The sequence below is a fragment of the Streptomyces sp. NBC_01549 genome, assembly GCF_026339955.1.
GTDB lineage: Bacteria > Actinomycetota > Actinomycetes > Streptomycetales > Streptomycetaceae > Streptomyces.
In genome coordinates this window covers 3924595-3941861 of the sequence record NZ_JAPEPW010000001.1, presented here as the reverse complement: position 1 = coordinate 3941861, position 17267 = coordinate 3924595, and the positions used below count along the sequence as shown (strand labels likewise).

Annotated in this window: 15 protein-coding genes and 1 tRNA gene; 10 read left to right on the top strand and 6 right to left on the bottom strand. The window is 70.5% G+C overall.

Annotation, left to right across the window (positions count from 1 at the left end; translation table 11 throughout):
- The first annotated feature begins 25 nt into the window (after positions 1-25).
- From OG819_RS17660 to OG819_RS17645, 4 genes are all read left to right on the top strand, one after another.
- Positions 26-925 (top strand): amidohydrolase, encoded by a 900-nt coding sequence (locus tag OG819_RS17660; protein WP_266650262.1) that lies wholly within the window; start codon positions 26-28, stop codon positions 923-925.
- A complete protein-coding gene (locus OG819_RS17655; RefSeq protein WP_266625188.1) occupies positions 922-1467 on the top strand; it encodes a cysteine dioxygenase family protein in 546 nt (181 codons plus the stop codon). The genes OG819_RS17660 and OG819_RS17655 overlap by 4 nt, the downstream gene beginning before the upstream one ends.
- A gap of 98 nt (positions 1468-1565) precedes the next feature.
- The gene (locus tag OG819_RS17650) at positions 1566-2231 is read left to right on the top strand and encodes a carbonic anhydrase (protein ID WP_266625189.1); all 666 of its coding nucleotides are present in this window, start codon (positions 1566-1568) and stop codon (positions 2229-2231) included.
- 127 nt (positions 2232-2358) lie between these two features.
- Complete coding sequence (locus OG819_RS17645) at positions 2359-2793, top strand: hypothetical protein (RefSeq protein WP_266625190.1); 435 nt, start codon at positions 2359-2361, stop codon at positions 2791-2793.
- A gap of 552 nt (positions 2794-3345) precedes the next feature.
- Here OG819_RS17645 and OG819_RS17640 read toward each other — a convergent pair.
- Positions 3346-4740 carry a cystathionine beta-synthase gene (locus OG819_RS17640; RefSeq protein ID WP_266625191.1) on the bottom strand — a complete coding sequence of 465 codons (1395 nt, stop codon included), beginning with the start codon at positions 4738-4740 and terminating at the stop codon, positions 3346-3348.
- Between the two features lie 143 nt (positions 4741-4883).
- Between OG819_RS17640 and OG819_RS17635 the strand changes: the two genes are divergently transcribed.
- From OG819_RS17635 to OG819_RS17625, 3 genes are all read left to right on the top strand, one after another.
- A complete protein-coding gene (locus OG819_RS17635) occupies positions 4884-5909 on the top strand; it encodes an SGNH/GDSL hydrolase family protein (RefSeq protein ID WP_266650261.1) in 1026 nt (341 codons plus the stop codon).
- A gap of 349 nt (positions 5910-6258) precedes the next feature.
- Positions 6259-7479 (top strand): acetyl-CoA C-acetyltransferase, encoded by a 1221-nt coding sequence (locus OG819_RS17630; RefSeq protein ID WP_075027325.1) that lies wholly within the window; start codon positions 6259-6261, stop codon positions 7477-7479.
- A 294-nt stretch (positions 7480-7773) separates the two neighbouring features.
- Positions 7774-8559, top strand: coding sequence for a hypothetical protein (locus OG819_RS17625; protein WP_266652719.1), 786 nt, complete (start codon positions 7774-7776; stop codon positions 8557-8559).
- Between the two features lie 94 nt (positions 8560-8653).
- Here the strand turns inward: OG819_RS17625 and OG819_RS17620 are convergent, their stop codons facing one another.
- Positions 8654-8965, bottom strand: a complete 312-nt coding sequence (locus tag OG819_RS17620; protein ID WP_266625193.1) for a hypothetical protein — start codon at positions 8963-8965, stop codon at positions 8654-8656.
- 103 nt (positions 8966-9068) lie between these two features.
- Between OG819_RS17620 and OG819_RS17615 the strand changes: the two genes are divergently transcribed.
- Positions 9069-9299 (top strand): DUF4287 domain-containing protein, encoded by a 231-nt coding sequence (locus tag OG819_RS17615; protein WP_054237274.1) that lies wholly within the window; start codon positions 9069-9071, stop codon positions 9297-9299.
- Between the two features lie 105 nt (positions 9300-9404).
- Here the strand turns inward: OG819_RS17615 and OG819_RS17610 are convergent, their stop codons facing one another.
- The 3 genes from OG819_RS17610 to OG819_RS17600 form a co-directional block, all read right to left on the bottom strand.
- Positions 9405-10301, bottom strand: a complete 897-nt coding sequence (locus tag OG819_RS17610) for a Bax inhibitor-1/YccA family protein (protein ID WP_266650260.1) — start codon at positions 10299-10301, stop codon at positions 9405-9407.
- A gap of 198 nt (positions 10302-10499) precedes the next feature.
- A complete protein-coding gene (locus tag OG819_RS17605) occupies positions 10500-11684 on the bottom strand; it encodes a 4-hydroxybenzoate 3-monooxygenase (protein WP_266650259.1) in 1185 nt (394 codons plus the stop codon).
- Between the two features lie 162 nt (positions 11685-11846).
- Positions 11847-11929 (bottom strand) — tRNA-Leu (locus OG819_RS17600).
- 414 nt (positions 11930-12343) lie between these two features.
- On the opposite strand from OG819_RS17600, the gene OG819_RS17595 reads away from it, so the two are divergent.
- Both OG819_RS17595 and OG819_RS17590 read left to right on the top strand, forming a co-directional pair.
- Positions 12344-13114: an ABC transporter ATP-binding protein gene (locus OG819_RS17595; protein WP_266413291.1), complete on the top strand. Its 771-nt coding sequence runs from the start codon at positions 12344-12346 to the stop codon at positions 13112-13114.
- A gap of 166 nt (positions 13115-13280) precedes the next feature.
- Positions 13281-15809 (top strand): ABC transporter permease, encoded by a 2529-nt coding sequence (locus OG819_RS17590; protein WP_266650258.1) that lies wholly within the window; start codon positions 13281-13283, stop codon positions 15807-15809.
- 58 nt (positions 15810-15867) lie between these two features.
- Here OG819_RS17590 and OG819_RS17585 read toward each other — a convergent pair whose 3' ends face one another.
- Positions 15868-17169 carry a cyclopropane-fatty-acyl-phospholipid synthase family protein gene (locus OG819_RS17585; RefSeq protein WP_266650257.1) on the bottom strand — a complete coding sequence of 434 codons (1302 nt, stop codon included), beginning with the start codon at positions 17167-17169 and terminating at the stop codon, positions 15868-15870.
- Between the last annotated feature and the right edge of the window lie 98 nt (positions 17170-17267).

Genomic DNA, 17267 nt, shown 5'->3' with positions numbered 1-17267 from the left:
CAGTCCACACCGCAAGGACCGCCGCGTGTCCACCGACGTCCACCAGCACATCTGGCCGCCCGCCTTCATCGAGCTGCTGCGCACCCGCACCGCGCCGCCGTACCTCGACGGCTGGACCCTGCACCTGGCGGGCGAGCCGCCCTACGAGGTCGACCCCGCCGACCACGACGTCACGGCCCGCACCGCACTCGCCCACGCCGACGGTCTGGACCTCGCCCTGGTCTCCCTCTCCAGCCCGCTCGGCATCGAACACCTGCCGCCCGCCGAGGCCGCCCCGCTGCTCGCCGCCTTCCACGACGGCGCCCTCGCACTCCCGGCCCCCTTCGGCGTCTGGGCCTCGCCCTGCCTGTCGGCACCGGACACAGCCCCGGAAGCCGTCGAGCGCGAACTCCGACGCGGCTGCGTGGGACTCCAACTCCCCGCCACCGCCCTGCTGGACGCGGCCGGCTGGGACTTCTGCGCACCCCTCCTCGACGTCCTCACCCGCCACGACAAGCCGCTCTTCGTCCACCCGGGCACGGCCCCGCCCACCCCCGGCACCCTGCCCTGGTGGCCCGCGCTGGTCCCCTACGTCCACCAGATGCACGCGTCCTGGTTCGCCTTCCGCGCCTTCGGCCGTGCCCGTCACCCCCGTCTGCGCGTCTGTTTCGCCGCTCTCGCGGGCCTCGCCCCGCTGCACGGCGAACGGCTCGCGGCCCGTGGCGGCGGGCGCGGAGAGGTCGACTTCGACGCCTTCTACGAGACCTCGTCGTACGGGACGCGCGCCGTGGACGCGCTCGTCCGGGCCGTCGGTATCGACGTGGTCGTCACCGGCAGCGACCGCCCCTACGCCGCACCCACCGTCCCCGACCTCGGCGCGGCCGCCGCCACCCACGCCCTGCGCACCACCAATCCCGCCCGCCTGCTGAAGGGACCCACCCCATGACGTACGAGGCCCTGCCGGACCGCACGCTCGACAAGCGCGAGCTCCAGGCCCTCGTCGACGACCTCGCCACCCGCCCCGAACTCTGGCGCGAACAGGTCGCGTTCTCCGACGAGGAGCGGCACTACGCGTCGCTGTACCGCGACGAGTACGTCGATGTCTGGCTGCTGTGCTGGACCCGGCGCAATGACACCGGCTGGCACGACCACGACATCTCCTCCGGCGCGGTCGGCGTCGTACAGGGCGCGCTGACCGAGTCCAACCCGCGCATCTGCGGCAGCCATCCGTCCGTCACCGTCGGCGCGGGCGAGTCCTTCTGCTTCGGCCCCGAGCACATCCACCGCCTCACCGGCGCCACCGACGACGCGGTGTCGATCCACGCGTACTCGCCGCCGCTGTGGCGCCTGGGCCAGTACGACATCACCGAGGACGGCCTGATGCGCCGGATATCCGTCTCGTACGCGGACGAGCTGCGGCCCCTGGACCTTCCCGCGGACAGCTCCGCCGCCCGATCAAGGGGCGGTATCGCGGCAGCGATGATCTGACGACGAATCAACCAAGGGTCATTAAATCGACACTCAGGGTGAGTGTGCATGTGCGTACGGTGAGGGTGCGCTACAAGCACAACTCCTGAGGGAGCGTCATGCCCTCGAACCGCAGGGCCTTTCTGGCGGCGACCACCGCCTCCGTACTCACCACCACCGCGTCGGCTCCGGCCGTCGCCGCACCCCGCTCCCGGCCGGCGACCGCCGGCGCGGCGCTCGACGAACTCCTCGCGGGCAACCGGCGGTACGCCGCCGGACGGCCTCGTCACCCGCACGAGGAGCGCGCCCGGCGGCATGTCCTCGCCGCCGGGCAGCACCCCTTCGCGGTAGTCGTCGGCTGCGTCGACTCCCGCGTCCCGCCCGAGCTGGTCTTCGACCAGGGGATCGGGGACCTGCTCTGCATAAGGACCGCCGGGCAGGTGCTGGACGAGGCGGTCCTCGGATCCATCCAGTACGGGGTGGAGGAGTTGGGCGTTCCCCTCGTGCTGGTGCTGGGGCACGAGCGCTGCGGGGCGGTCGCCGCGACGCTCGAACACCTCCGTACGGGGGCGCCCGTGCCCGGACATCTCGGTCTCCTGGTGGACGAGATCACGCCCGCGGCGCTCCGTACCCGGGCGGTGCCCGGGGACTGGGCCGACCACACCGTACGGGCGCACGCGGCCTGGGTCCGCGACGCGATCCGCGCGGACCCGGCCTTCACCCCGGCGCATGTGGCCGCCGCACGGTTCGACCTCGACACCGGCCTGGTCGCCCTGCTCCCCTAGGCCCTGTCGTACGGACGGAGTCGCTCGGGGTACTGGCCCCGGATGTGCCCCCCGGGGGTGCGGCCCAGCCCGAACAGGGGGGCTAACCCCAGTGCCACGGAAGCCGTGGCTCCCTAACGTGAACACCATGACCGGTAGGGAAGCGGGCGGCGACGCCGAACTGAAGAAGGAACTCGACGCCACTCTGCACGCGCGCAGGGAGTTGGGCGAGGAGTACGAGTCCGCGCTCGTCGACTCGTTCCTCGAGAAGGTCGAACAGCGGGTCGACGGCGCGGTGGACCGCCGGGTGCGGCGGCAGCTGGCCGAGCATCAGATGGTGGTGGCCCGCGGTACGCGTTCCCCGGAGGGGTCGACGGATTCATGGGGGGAGCGCTTCGGTTTCGGGATCGTGTCGCTGGTGCTGGCGGTGCCCCTGTCCGGGATCGGCGGTGGCGTCGCGCATCTGCCCGGCCTGCTGGTCACCTGGGCCGGCATCGTGGTCGTCAACGTCGTCCAGGCCGCGCGCGTCACCCCGAACTTCTTCGGCCGCCACAGGGGCAAGGACTCCGACTGGGACGAGTAATCCGTCATTGAAACGACGACGGCCGCGACCATCAATTGAGGAACCACGACGGCGACCAGCCAGGTCCGCGAGAGCGGCGCCGGTTTAGGCGCAAAGACGTGGAAGGGCCCGGCACCTGTGACAGGTGCCGGGCCCTTCCACGTGTTGCGCGGGGACCGCCGCACCCCCGTTACCGGGGGGCGGGACGACGGCGGTCCCCGCGAGGGACGCGGGCCGGGTCAGGGCCGGGCTTGCGCGTCCTTGGCGTCCATGGAGGTCCGGGAGCCGCTCCGGAGGTCCTTGGCGCCGTTTTGGTGTCGGCCGAGGCGGGGAGCCGCTCCCGCCCTGCCGACACCCACTAATGTGCCGGACCCGTGTTAAGCGGGTGCTGCGCGGACGTGACGCGCTCGTACCACTTCCGCGAAGTTCCCCGCCGAAAGGCCGGAAGATCCCTCTCAGGAGGGGAACTTCGGGAAATATCCTCCTGTCACCTGCGGAAATCCCCCGCCCGGCGCCTTCTTGCCCACGAGCCGCCCGCCGGCGCCTTCTTGACCCCGGCCCGCCCGTCGGCGCCTACTGCTTGGCGCCGCCCTTGGCGAGGAAGGACAGCAGGTCCTGGCGGCTGACGACACCGGTGGGCTTGCCCTCAACGAGGACGATCGCCGCGTCGGCGCTGCCGAGCACCGACATCAGGTCGCCGACCGGTTCGCCGGAGCCGACCTGCGGCAGCGGCGCCGACATGTGCTTCTCCAGCGGGTCCTGCAGCGAGGCGCGCTGGGTGAACAGAGCGTCGAGCAGCTCCCGTTCGACGACGGACCCGACGACCTCGGCGGCCATCACGTCCGGGTGACCGGCGCCCGGCTTGACGATCGGCATCTGCGAGACGCCGTACTCGCGCAGCACCTCGATGGCCTCGCCGACCGTCTCGTCCGGGTGCATGTGGACGAGGGAGGGGATGGCGCCGGACACCTTGTCGTTGAGCACGTCCGCGACGCGCGCGCTCGGGCCGGAGTCCTCCAGGAACCCGTAGTCGGCCATCCACTCGTCGTTGAAGATCTTGCTGAGGTAACCGCGCCCGCTGTCGGGCAGGAGTACGACCACGACGTCGTCGGGTCCGAGCCGCTCGGCCACCCGCAGCGCGGCGACCACGGCCATCCCGCAGGAACCGCCGACGAGCAGGCCCTCCTCCTTCGCGAGCCGACGCGTCATCTGGAAGGAGTCCTTGTCGGACACGGCCACGATCTCGTCCGCGACGGTCCGGTCGTACGCCGTCGGCCAGAAGTCCTCACCGACACCCTCGACAAGGTACGGCCGCCCGGACCCGCCGGAGTACACGGACCCTTCCGGGTCGGCGCCGACGACCTTGACCTTGCCGTCGCTCGCGTCCTTCAGGTAGCGCCCGGTTCCGGAGATCGTGCCGCCGGTGCCGACGCCCGCCACGAAATGGGTGATCTTCCCCTCCGTCTGCTCCCACAGCTCGGGGCCGGTGGAGTGATAGTGCGAGAGGGGGTTGTTCGGGTTGGAGTACTGGTCCGGCTTCCAGGCGCCGGGCGTCTCACGGACCAGCCGGTCGGAGACGTTGTAGTACGAGTCCGGGTGCTCCGGGTCGACGGCCGTGGGGCAGACGACGACCTCGGCGCCGTACGCCCGCAGCACGTTGATCTTGTCGGTGCTCACCTTGTCGGGGCAGACGAAGATGCACTTGTAGCCCTTCTGCTGGGCCACGATGGCCAGCCCGACCCCGGTGTTTCCGCTGGTCGGCTCGACGATCGTGCCGCCGGGCTTGAGGGCGCCGCTCTCCTCCGCGGCCTCGATCATGCGCAGGGCGATGCGGTCCTTCACGGACCCGCCGGGGTTGAAGTACTCAACCTTCGCCAGGACGGTCGCCTGGATGCCTGCGGTCACGTTGTTGAGCCTCACCAGCGGGGTGTTGCCGACGAGACTGATCATCGAGTCGTGGAATTGCACCGTTGTCTCCGGAGCTGCGATTTAACAGGAATGGTCCCGTCAGCCTAAGGCCCTGGGTGACGGTTCACTCGCCGTTGAGATTGGCCGACCTGCCCCGCGGGGCAAGCAGTGGTTGTACGGCTACAAGGAGGTGGCGGCGACGTATGTCGAGCTTGTCGAGGGCGAGGGTGGCACGGCGGATCGCGGCGGGCGCGGCGTACGGCGGCGGCGGGATCGGGCTGGTGGGTGCCGCGGCGGTCGGGGTGGTGCTGGCCGAGGTACAGCTGGCGAAGCGCCATGTGGGCAACGGGCACGCGTCCGCGCCCCGCGCGGACGGTCTCTACGGATACGCGTACGCCGTGCAGGACGGGCCGCCGCTGCGGCTGACCATGCTCGGTGACTCGACGGCGGCCGGGCAGGGCGTGCACCGGGCCCGCCAGACGCCCGGCGCGCTGCTGGCGTCCGGGCTCGCCGCGGTCGCCGAGCGCCCGGTCGAGCTGTGCAACGTCGCCCTGCCCGGCGCCCAGTCCGACGACCTCGACCGGCAGGTGGCGCTCGCCCTCGCGGACATCTCGCGGGTGCCGGACATCTGCGTGATCATGGTCGGCGCCAACGACGTCACCCACCGGATGCCGCCGACGCGGTCGGTACGCCATCTGTCGGCCGCGGTGCGCCGCCTGCGTACGGCGGGAGCGGAGGTCGTCGTCGGGACCTGCCCCGACCTGGGCACGGTCGAGCAGGTCCAGCAGCCGCTGCGCTGGCTGGCCCGCCGCGCCTCGCGCCAGCTCGCCGCCGCGCAGACGATCGGCACGGTCGAGCAGGGCGGCCGTACGGTGTCGCTGGGCGACCTGCTGGGCCCCGAGTTCGAGGCGAACCCGCGCGAGCTGTTCGGCCCGGACAACTACCACCCCTCGGCGGAGGGGTACGCGACGGCGGCGATGGCCGTCCTCCCCACCGTCTGCGCGGCGCTGGGCCTGTGGCCGGCCGAGGAGGAACGCCCGGACGTCTCCCGTCGCGAGGGCTTCCTGCCGGTCGCGCGGGCCGCGGCGGAGGCGGCGTCCGAGCCGGGTACGGAGGTCACGGCCGCCATGCCCACGGGGCCGCGGGGTCCGTGGGCCCTACTCAAGCGCCGTCGGCGGCGGCGCGTCCCCGCGACGGATCCGGCGCCCGCGCCGACGCCGTACGCGTGAGGCGGCGCGAATCGCCTCCGGCGCCGGGGGTGTGTCCTGTCGCTGGGGGGGGCGCTGGCCGCGCGCCTCCCCGCGCCCCCAGGGCGGGGCTCCGCCCCGACACCCCGACCGCCCGAAGACCTTCGGCTACCGGCCGATGGGGGCCGTTCGCGCAGTTCCCCGCGCGCCCAAGCCGGGGCTCCGCCCCGGAGTCCGTGCCCCCGGAAGGCTCGGGTGGGCGGAGTGAGGAAAGCAAGCGCTTAGAAAAGTGCGGTCCTAGTCACACCGCCGGAGCGGTGACCCGGGCGGTACGGACGGGTAACTTCCCAAGCAGCCCCGCCGTCCACCCCATAGCGCCCATGGAGCCGTGATGCCCGAAGCCGTGATCGTCTCGACCGCCCGTTCCCCCATCGGCCGCGCTTTCAAGGGCTCCCTCAAGGACCTCCGCCCGGACGACCTCACCGCCACGATCATTCAGGCCGCCCTCGCCAAGGTCCCCGAGCTGGACCCCAAGGACATCGACGACCTGATGCTCGGCTGTGGCCTCCCCGGCGGTGAGCAGGGCAACAACCTCGGCCGTATCGTCGCCGTACAGATGGGCATGGACCACCTCCCGGGCTGCACGATCACCCGTTACTGTTCCTCGTCCCTGCAGACGAGCCGCATGGCCCTGCACGCCATCAAGGCCGGCGAGGGCGACGTCTTCATCTCGGCCGGCGTCGAGCTGGTCTCCCGCTTCACCAAGGGCAACTCCGACTCCCTCCCCGACACACGCAACCCGTTCTTCGCGGAGGCCGAGGCCCGCACCGAGGCCGTGGCCCAGTCCGAGGGCTCGACCTGGCACGACCCGCGCGAGGACGGCCTCGTCCCCGACGCGTACATCGCGATGGGCCAGACCGCCGAGAACCTCGCCCGCATCAAGGGCGTCACCCGCCAGGACATGGACGAGTTCGGCGTCCGCTCTCAGAACCTCGCCGAGGAAGCCATCAAGAACGGCTTCTGGGAGCGCGAGATCACCCCGGTCACCACCCCCGACGGCACGGTCGTCAGCAAGGACGACGGCCCGCGCGCGGGTGTGACGCTGGAGGGCGTCCAGGGCCTCAAGCCCGTCTTCCGCCCCGACGGCATGGTCACGGCCGGTAACTGCTGCCCCCTCAACGACGGCGCCGCCGCCCTCGTGATCATGTCCGACACGAAGGCCCGCGAGCTCGGCCTCACCCCGCTCGCCCGCATCGTCTCGACCGGCGTCACCGGCCTCTCCCCCGAGATCATGGGCCTCGGCCCGGTGGAGGCCAGCAAGCAGGCCCTCCAGCGCGCCGGCCTGACCGTCGACGACATCGACCTCTTCGAGATCAACGAGGCCTTCGCCGCCCAGGTGATCCCCTCCTACCGCGACCTGAACATCCCGCTGGAGAAGCTGAACGTGAACGGCGGCGCCATCGCCGTCGGCCACCCCTTCGGCATGACCGGCGCCCGCATCACCGGCACGCTCATCAACTCCCTCCAGTTCCACGACAAGCAGTTCGGCCTGGAGACGATGTGCGTGGGCGGCGGCCAGGGCATGGCGATGGTCATCGAGCGCCTCAGCTAGTCCTCAGCCAGTCCCCCATGGGTGACCACCACTGAGCCCAGCGTGACCGAATCGGCCCGGATCCCGGTAACCACCGGGACTCTGGGCCGATTTGTGATCCAATCCCCCCCAAGATGTGACCTATCTCCTCCCGGAGAGGGATTTACGCAGGTCGGAAGGGTTACGCGACTAAACACCCGGCCCAAAGTCCTGTCCTATTCGTGACGTTACGCACTGACAGCCTGGTGGTTTGCCCTTCAAGCTGATGTAGGAAGTCGGGGGTCGACTTGAACCAGGAGTACGTCAGTGAGCGCCATGCCGATTGCTTTGCTGCTCACCACCGCCGCGACCGCGGCCGTGGGCGTCGCCGTTCTGCGCACCCTGCTGGGTCTGCGCCGGCAGGTCGCGGCCCTGCACAACGAACTGGCCGCAAGCCGCGCCACGACGGCCACACACGGCCTCGTACCGGCGGCACGCTCGGCCGCTGACGCGGACGAGATACGCACTGCCGTCACCGAGGCGCTCGCCGAGGAGCGGGAGCGGGAACTCGCCGAGGCGCGGGCCTTCTGGGCCGCCCAGGAGGCACGTGACGCCTCGGACACGCCCTCGCTGCTCGGTCTGCCCGACAGCGAACTGTTCATGCCCCGCCCGTCGGACTTCGTGGGCCTGGAGCCCCTGGAGCCGGTCACCGAGGCGGGCCTCGACGCCGACGAGTACGCGGGCGACTCCCCCGAACTGGCCGCGGCCCGCCGTCGCCACCCCTCGCACCCGGACTTCGTCCCGGTCCAGTCACCCGTCGTGAACGACCACGAGCGCACGGTGTCCTGTCTGGAGGAGCTCGCCGAGTCCCGCACGGAGCTGACGGACGTCCGCCCCGGCCCGCTCGGCACCCTCGACGTCTACGTCTTCGCCGACGGTACGACCCTGTGCATGACCCCCGGCCACCGCGAGACCGCGGAACGGCTGGCCGCGGCCCTGCGCGCCGGCGAATCCCCGGTCCTCCTCGGCGGCTCCGGCGTCTCCGGCGCCTACGCCCTGACCTTCGCCTGCGGCGAGGAGAACATCTACATCCTGGCCGACAGGGTCATAGCGTCCCTGTGAGAAGCGCCCCGAAAGAGGCGCGGGGCCGTGACATGTGCGGCTCCGCCTCGTGGGCGCGACACGCCCCCACCGGCCCGCGGCCGGCGAACCAGCGTCACACCCCGGCTCTCTTCTGCGCCTCCTCCACCAGCAACACCGCCTCCGCCAGCTCCTTCTCGTCCCTCAGGACGACCGCCAAATCATGCACCGCGACGGTGATTTGATCAGCGACGGCGAACATCCCCGCGTCCGGCATCTCCAAGGGCTCAGCCGCGGGGTTCTCCAGACGCTGCGCCCACCGTGCCAACTCCCTGGCCAGCCCCAGCGCCTCCGCGGCGGCTCCCCGTTGCAGCCGGCTCTGCGGCGCGGCCCGCAACCGGTCGGCGAAGTGGTCCACGGCTCGGGTCAGCGGCGTCGTATCAAGCACGCCGCGAGACTACGCGCCGCGACGGGACTGTTGCCAACAACCGAACCCTCAGGCACCGTGGCGTGAAGGACCGGCTTACACCCCATTGCGTCCGGAGGCGCCGATGTCCCAAGTGTTCTCCCAGGAGACCCACCGCAATCTGCTCGCCCGCATTCCCCATTGCACCGGTCGTGAAGTCTCCGACTGGCTGCGCACCGTCGACGAAGGCCCCGCCCTCTTCCGCTTCGAGGAGAAGGTCAGCTGGCTCCGCGCCGAGCACAACCTCGCGTACGGCCACGCCAAGGCGATCATTCATGAGTACGACTTGAGGAGGGCCGCGCGCAAACTGCTCTGAGCGCGCACCACCAGGACCAGGCATCCCCCATGGCAAAGGGCCCGCGAACCGTCGGTTCGCGGGCCCTTCAGGTCGGTCACCCGCCCGTTCGGCCGGTGGGGCCGGCTAGTCGTCGCCGCTGAAGATGGCGACCAGCCGCAGCATCTCGATGTAGATCCACACGAGGGTCATGGTCAGGCCGAACGCGGCCAGCCAGGCCTCTTCCTTCGGCGCGCCGTACGCGATGCCGTCCTCGATCTGCTTGAAGTCGAGGGTCAGGAAGAACGCGCCGATCAGGATCGCCAGGATGCCGACGATCGCACCCAGCGGGCCCATGCTGCGCAGTCCTCCGTCGTTGGCCACACCGAGGACGACGAGCAGCAGGTTGACCGCCGTGACGACCACGAAGGCGATCGCGATGGTCATACCGATGCGTGCGTACCGCGCGGTCACACGGATCCAGCCCGCCTTGTAGACGAGAAGGGTCGCTCCGGATACCGCCATGGTGCCGAGCACGGCCTGGAAGGGAGCGCCGCTCCACCGGCTGTTGTACATCTCGCTGATGACCCCGAGGAAGACGCCCTCGAAGGCGGCGTAACCGAGGATCAGCGCGGGCGAGGCCGTGCGCTTGAAGGACTGCACCATCGCGAGGACGAAGGCGACGAGCGCGGCGCCGATGGCGAGCCCGTAGCTGGTGCTGGACACGGGAAGCAGTGCCCAGGCGAGGATCGCGCCCACGGTGACGGTGCCGAGCGTCATGGCCGAGCGCATGACGACGTCGTCCATCGTCATCCGGCCGGTGGAGACCGGTGCCTGCGGCGGGGCACCGTGCTGCAGGTCCTGCTGGGCGTAAGGATTCTGCGCGTAGGGGTTGCCACCCTGGGCGTACTGGTTGCCCTGGGCGTACGGGTTGGCCTGCGTGCCGACAGCGGGTCCCCCGGCCTGCGGCGCCGCGTTGAATCCCGCGTAGCCGTTGTCGCGGCTGAATCCCCGTCGCGAGAAGACCGGGTTGCTGCTCCTCATTTCACTCCTCCATGGCCACCGTGCGTGGCCTTGGCCTCAAGGGTAATGGGTAGGCAAAGGACTGACCCTACTGCTTGGGGAGGATCTTTCCCTCACGCTGCCAAGGTACGCGTGTGTCTCCCGGTCCGCGCGCACTGGTACCAAGCCGTGACAGGCCCCTTACGCCCTACTTGGCGGCGTCTCGGGGCTCCGCGGCGGTCAGTCCAGGGAGAACCCGGTGTACCCCTCCGCCAGGTCCGTCTCGGCCGCCCGCGAGGTGGCGATCCGGCGCAGCCGGGCCAGCTGGACGCGGTCCTCGAAGGGGGTCGCGCCCGGAGCACGGTGCAGGAGGGTCGTCATGTCGTACGAGAACCGCTCGGCCTGCCAGACGCGGCGCAGACAGGTCTCGGAGTACGCGTCGAGACGTTCCGCCGATCCGGTCTCCTCCAGGTGGACCAACGCGCGGGCGAACGTCACCACGTCACCGACGGCGAGGTTGAGCCCCTTGGCGCCGGTCGGCGGAACGATGTGGGCGGCGTCCCCGGCGAGGAAGAGCCGCCCGTGCCGCATGGGCTCGTGGACGTGACTGCGCATGGGGGTGACCGACTTGGAGGTGATGGGGCCGCGCTCCAGCCGCCACCCGTCGGCGGTCTCGAAGCGCCGCTCCAGCTCGTCCCAGATCTCCTCGTCCGCCCACGACCCGGCGTCCGTGCCCTCGGGCACCTGGAGGTAGAGCCGGGACACGGCGGGCGAGCGCATGCTGAGCAGGGCGAAGCCGCGGTCGTGGCGGGCGTAGACCAGTTCGTCGTGGGAGGGCGGCACGTCGGCGAGGATTCCCAGCCACCCGAAGGGGTACGTCCGTTCGAATACGCGGGAGCGGTCGGCGGGTATCGCCTGCCGGGCCACCCCCCAGAACCCGTCGCAGCCGACGACGTAATCGCACTCCAGCACCTCCTCGCGCCCCTCGTGTCCCTCGCGCCGGAAGCGGACCCGCGGTCGCTCGCTCTCCGCCCCCTCCACCACCAGCGCCTCGGCCCCGAAGAGCAGTGGGCCGCCCTCCTCGAGCTGGAGCGCTATGAGGTCCTTGCACACCTCCGTCTGGGCGTACACCATCACGGAGCTGCCGCCTGTCAGGGCGGGGAAGTCGACCCGGTGCCGCTCCCGCGCGAACCGCAGCTCGATCCCGTCGTGCCGCAGCCCTTCCCGGTCCATCCGGTCGCCGGCCCCGGCCGCCCGCAGCACGTCCACCGTCCCCTGCTCCAGGATCCCCGCGCGCTGCCGCCGCTCGACGTACGCCCGGTCGCGGCCCTCCAGCACGACGGAGTCGATCCCCGCGTTGTGCAGCAGCCGCGCCAGCAGCAGGCCGGCCGGCCCGGCTCCGATGATTCCGACGGTGGTACGCATCCGGCACGCCCCTTCGCGTTCCGCCCAGCCTGTTCGCCTGGTGAACATTACTTCACCATTTCCTGACGGGAGTCTGCGACGGCACGCGCTTGCTGTCAACGGTTCACGATGAAGTCACCGAAGACGCCCCTGAGGGACGTAAAGGAACAGAAGGGTCGGAGGTGCCCGGAACCGGACTTGAACCGGTACGCCCGCGAGGGGCAGCGAGGTTTAAGCTCGCCGTGTCTGCATTCCACCATCCGGGCAGGCCATGGGCTCCGCGTCGAGATTCCGAGCCTATCGGGACGCTTCCCTCGAACAGCGGGCGAGCGAACCGATGTTGTCTTATTTTATTGACGTCTGAGGGTGCATCAGCCCCCGGTACGGGCCATCCGCACTTGCCAATAGCCTTTCGGGCTACACAGACCCACGTATACGGAATGACGGAATTTCACCGTCCGAACGGACGCACCCACAGGGGTCGCACCCGGACGGCGCGCAAGAAAGCACTCGGGGCGCACTCGGGGCGCGCCCTCATCCCCAGGTATGACAAGACCGTCCGCGGTCCGACCCGAGGCTGTCCCCGGAACCGGAACAGCGGCTGACTCCACGGCGCCGAACGGCCGCGAGGATGGGACACGTCCCCAGAAACGACGTCGTCCCGACAGGAGCACCCTCCCGTGACCAGCACGCCCCTCGCCGACCGGGCCACCACGGTGGCCGCCCGCGCCACGGAACTGTCGAAGGTCTACGGACAGGGCGAGACCCAGGTGGTCGCCCTCGACCGGGTCTCCGTCGACTTCCGGCAGGCCGAGTTCACCGCGATCATGGGTCCCTCGGGGTCCGGCAAATCCACGCTGATGCACTGTGTGGCGGGCCTCGACACCTTCTCCTCCGGCTCCGTGCGCATCGGTGAGACCGAGCTCGGCTCCCTCAAGGACAAGCAGCTCACCAAGCTCCGCCGGGACAAGATCGGCTTCATCTTCCAGGCGTTCAACCTGCTGCCGACGCTGACGGCCCTGGAGAACATCACCCTCCCGATGGACATCGCGGGCCGCAAGCCCGACCGCGAGTGGCTGGACAAGGTCATCGCGATGATCGGCCTCTCCGACCGCCTCAGCCACCGGCCCTCCCAGCTGTCCGGTGGCCAGCAGCAGCGCGTCGCCGTCGCCCGCGCGCTCGCCTCCCGGCCCGACATCATCTTCGGCGACGAGCCGACCGGAAACCTCGACTCGCGCTCGGGCGCGGAGGTGCTGGGCTTCCTGCGCAACTCGGTACGGGAGTTGGGGCAGACCGTGGTGATGGTGACCCACGACCCGGTGGCGGCGGCGTACGCGGACCGGGTGGTCTTCCTCGCGGACGGACGGATCGTGGACGAGGTGTACGGGCCTACCGCGGACTCCGTCCTGGACCGCATGAAGCAGTTCGACGCCAAGGGCCGCACCAGCTGATCCGGAGGCATCTCGCCCCCGCCACCCCTACCCGTCCCATCCTCGAACGCCGGACGGGCTGAAAGACGCGCGCAGCGCGCCCATAAGGGGCGCGGAGAACTGCGCGCCCAGCCCCCACCGGACCGCAGCCTGCCGACCGCCTCACCCTCCTGGACTGAGAAACCCCATGTTCCGTACCGCCTTGCGCAACGTGCTCGCGCACAAGGCCAGGCTCCTGATGACCGTGCTCGCCGTAATGCTCGGCGTGGCGTTCGTATCGGGCACGCTGGTCTTCACCAACACCATCTCCGACGCCTACCAGAACAGCTCCGCCAAGGGCTTCGGCCAGGTCGACGTCGCCATCCAGCCCGAGACCCAGGACGACAAGGGCGACAAGGTCGGCAAGGAGCAGAAGCTCACACAGGCACTGCTCGAGAAGGCCGCCAAGGTCCCCGGCGCCGGCACCACCGTGGGCGTCGTGAGCGGCTTCACCGCGATAGCGGACAAGAACGGCAAGCTCGTCGGCAGCGGCTTCCAGTCGCAGGGCGGCAACTACTGGGGCACCAAGGACGCCCGCTACCCGCTGGCCGACGGTCACGCGCCGAAAAACAAGAACGAGGTCGCGCTCGACGCGGAGACCGCGAGGCGCACCGGCTACAAGGTCGGCGACACCATACGGCTGTCCGTCGACGGCCCCGTCCTCACCCCCACCGTCGCCGGCATCTTCACCACCGACGACGGCAACGTCGCGGCCGGCGGCAGCCTCGCCCTCTTCGACACGGCCACCGCGCAGCAGCTCTTCCACCGCGTCGGCGAGTACGACGAGATCGACGTGAAGGCCGCGTCCGGCACCAGCCAGACCGCCCTGCGCGGCGCCCTCGACCAGGTCGTCCCGAAGAACATCGCCTTCACCACGACCGGCCGGCAGCTCGCCGACGACCAGGCGAGCGCGATCTCCGCGGCGATGAGCGGCATGAAGACGGGCCTGCTGGTCTTCGCGGGCATCGCGCTGTTCGTCGGTACGTTCATCATCGCCAACACCTTCACCATGCTGGTCGCCCAGCGCACCAAGGAACTGGCCCTGCTGCGCGCCGTCGGCGCCTCCCGTCGCCAGGTCACCCGCTCCGTGCTCGTGGAGGCCTTCGTCGTCGGCGCGGTCGCCGCGGTGGCGGGGCTGCTCGCGGGCATCGGCATCGGAGCGGGCATGCGCTCGCTGATGGGCTCGCTCGGCGCGACCGTCCCGGACGGCCCGCTGGTGATCTCGCCCGGCACCATCGCCACGGCCCTGCTCGTCGGCATCCTCATCACCATGCTCGCCGCCTGGCTGCCCGGCCGGCGCGCCGCGAAGATCCCGCCGGTCGCCGCGATGAGCAGCGTGCACGCGCAGGCCACGACGAAGTCCCTGGTCGTACGGAACACGCTCGGCGCGCTGTTCGCCGCGGCCGGTATCGCCGTCGTCCTGTACGCGACGACCATGAGCGGCTCGGACGGCCAGGCCCCGATGGGTCTGGGCGCGGTTCTCCTCATCATCGGCGTCTTCGTCCTGACCCCGCTGCTCTCCCGCCCCCTGATCGCGGCCGCGGCCCCGGTGCTCCGTGTCTTCGGGGTCTCCGGCAAGCTGGCCCGGCAGAACTCGGTGCGCAACCCGCGCCGTACGGCCGCCACCGCCTCCGCCCTGATGATCGGCCTCACCCTGATCACCGGTATGACGGTGATGGCGGGCAGCCTGCAGAAGTCGATCGACAAGATGGCCAGCTCCGCGATCAAGGCCGACTACGTCGTGTCGATGGCGAACGGCATCCCGCTCTCCCCGGACGTCGCCAAGACCCTCGCCGGCCTCGACGGCGTCACCGACACCAGTCCCCTGCGCAACTCCCCCTCGCGCATCGACGGCACGACCGAGTACCTGACGGGCGTCAACGGCGAGTCCATCGCCGAGCTCACCGACCTCACGGTCGACGAGGGCGCCTTCAAGGTCGGCGGCACGCAGGTCGTCGTGGACGACGACCTCGCCAAGTCGCACGGCTGGAAGGCCGGTTCGGACGTCACGGTCTCCTACGAGGACGGCAAGAAGCAGCGGCTCACCGTCGCCGGGATCTACCAGGGCAACGTGATGATCCACGGCATCATGGTCGACAACGCGACGCTCTCCCCGCACCTGACGGACGCCTCCGACATGCAGGTCATGCTGAAGACGGTCGGCGGCACGTCCGAGGCGACCAAGAACAAGCTGGAGAAGGCCCTCGACAACAACCCGGCCATCCAGGTCCAGGACAAGAAGGACATCTCCAACGGCATCGCGCAGATGTTCACCCTGATCCTGAACATGCTCTACGGCCTGCTCGCCATGGCGGTCATCGTCGCCGTCCTCGGCGTCATCAACACCCTGGCCATGTCGGTCTTCGAGCGCTCCCAGGAGATCGGGATGCTCCGCGCCATCGGCCTCGACCGCAAGGGCATCAAGCGGATGGTCCGTCTGGAGTCCCTGGTCATCTCGCTCTTCGGCGGCGTGCTCGGCATCGGCCTGGGCGTGTTCTTCGGCTGGGCCGCCGGTGAGCTCGTCGGCAGCAGGATGTCGACGTACGAACTGGTCCTGCCCTGGGCCCGGATGGCCCTCTTCCTGCTCCTCGCGGGGACGGTCGGCGTGCTGGCCGCGCTGTGGCCGGCCCGCCGGGCGTCCCGACTGAACATGCTGACGGCGATCAAGTCGGAGTAGCGGAGGACCGGTGACGAGAGTCGGGGCCCCGTTCCGGATCGGAACGGGGCCCCGGCCGTCAGCGGGCGGGGTTCCAGGTTCTGGCCCGCAGAGGCATTCCGGAGGCGCCTGAGGGCTCGGGGGTCCTGATCGCGAGCACCTGGTTGACGCCGATGCGGTTTCGCTCGAAGGCGACCGCGGAGGCCGCCATGTACAGGCGCCAGACACGGGCGCGGCCCGGGCTGGTGAGGGCCACGGCCCGCGCCCACTGCGCCTCCAGGTTGGCGACCCAGCGGCGGAGCGTGAGGGCGTAGTGCTCGCGGATCGACTCGACGTCACGGACCTCGAACCCGGCGCGTTCGAGCTGGGTGACGGTCGTACCGATGGGCGCGAGCTCGCCGTCCGGGAAGACGTACGCGTCGATGAACTCGTCGACGTCGTACGCCGATTCGTCCCGCCGGGGCGGCCGTGCGATCTGGTGGTTGAGCAGCCGCCCGCCGGGCTTGAGCAGCCGGTACAGCACCTCGGCGTACTCCAGGTAGCGCTCGGCGCCCACGTGTTCGGCCATGCCGATGGAGGAGATGGCGTCGTACGGCCCGTCGGCGACGTCCCGGTAGTCCTGCACCCGGATCTCCACCCGGTCGGTCAGTCCCTCGTCCGCGACCCGCTTACGGGCGTACGCGGCCTGCTCCTGCGAGAGCGTGACCCCGACGACGCTCACGCCGTGCTCGCGGGCGGCGTGGATCGCCATCGAGCCCCAGCCGCAGCCGACGTCGAGGAGCCGCTGCCCCGGCCTCAGATCGAGCTTCCGCGAGATGAGTTCGAGCTTGTCCCGCTGGGCGTCCTCAAGGGCGCCGCCGTCCTCCCAGTAGGCGCACGAGTAGACCATCGAGGGCCCGAGGACGATCTCGTAGAAGTCGTTCCCGACGTCGTAGTGGTGGCTGATGGCGCGCTTGTCGCTGTGCTTGGTGTGGAGGTGGCCGCGGCGCCTGCGGACCTCTTCCTGGGGCGGGGTGGGCGGCAACGGGAGGCCGCCCATCTTCACCAGCCCGCGGACCGCGGCCCGCACCTCCGGGTCGCGCAGGGACTCCGCGACGCCTCGCGCGTCCTCGCCCCGGTCCCAGACGAGCCCGGACAGGAGGTCGAGCGCGGTGCAGAGGTCGCCCTCCACTCCCAGGTCCCCGGCGACCCAGGCCCGGGCGAGCCCCACCTCGCCCGGTTTCCACAGCAGCCTGCGCAGGGCGCGCCTGTTCCGTACGACGAGGGCGGGGGCGTCGGGAGGGCCCGCCTCCGAGCCGTCCCAGGCGCGGATGCGCATCGGGAGCGGGGCTCCCACCAGCTGTTCGACAAGGCTCTTGAGACGCGGCGCGGCGTCCTGCATGGCGTACACCTCCGAGACAACACTCCCGAACGCTCCAACACCACGTAAACACCAACTGGCCTCGCGCGCAGTCCCCCTTTTGCGTTACAGCTGGGCAA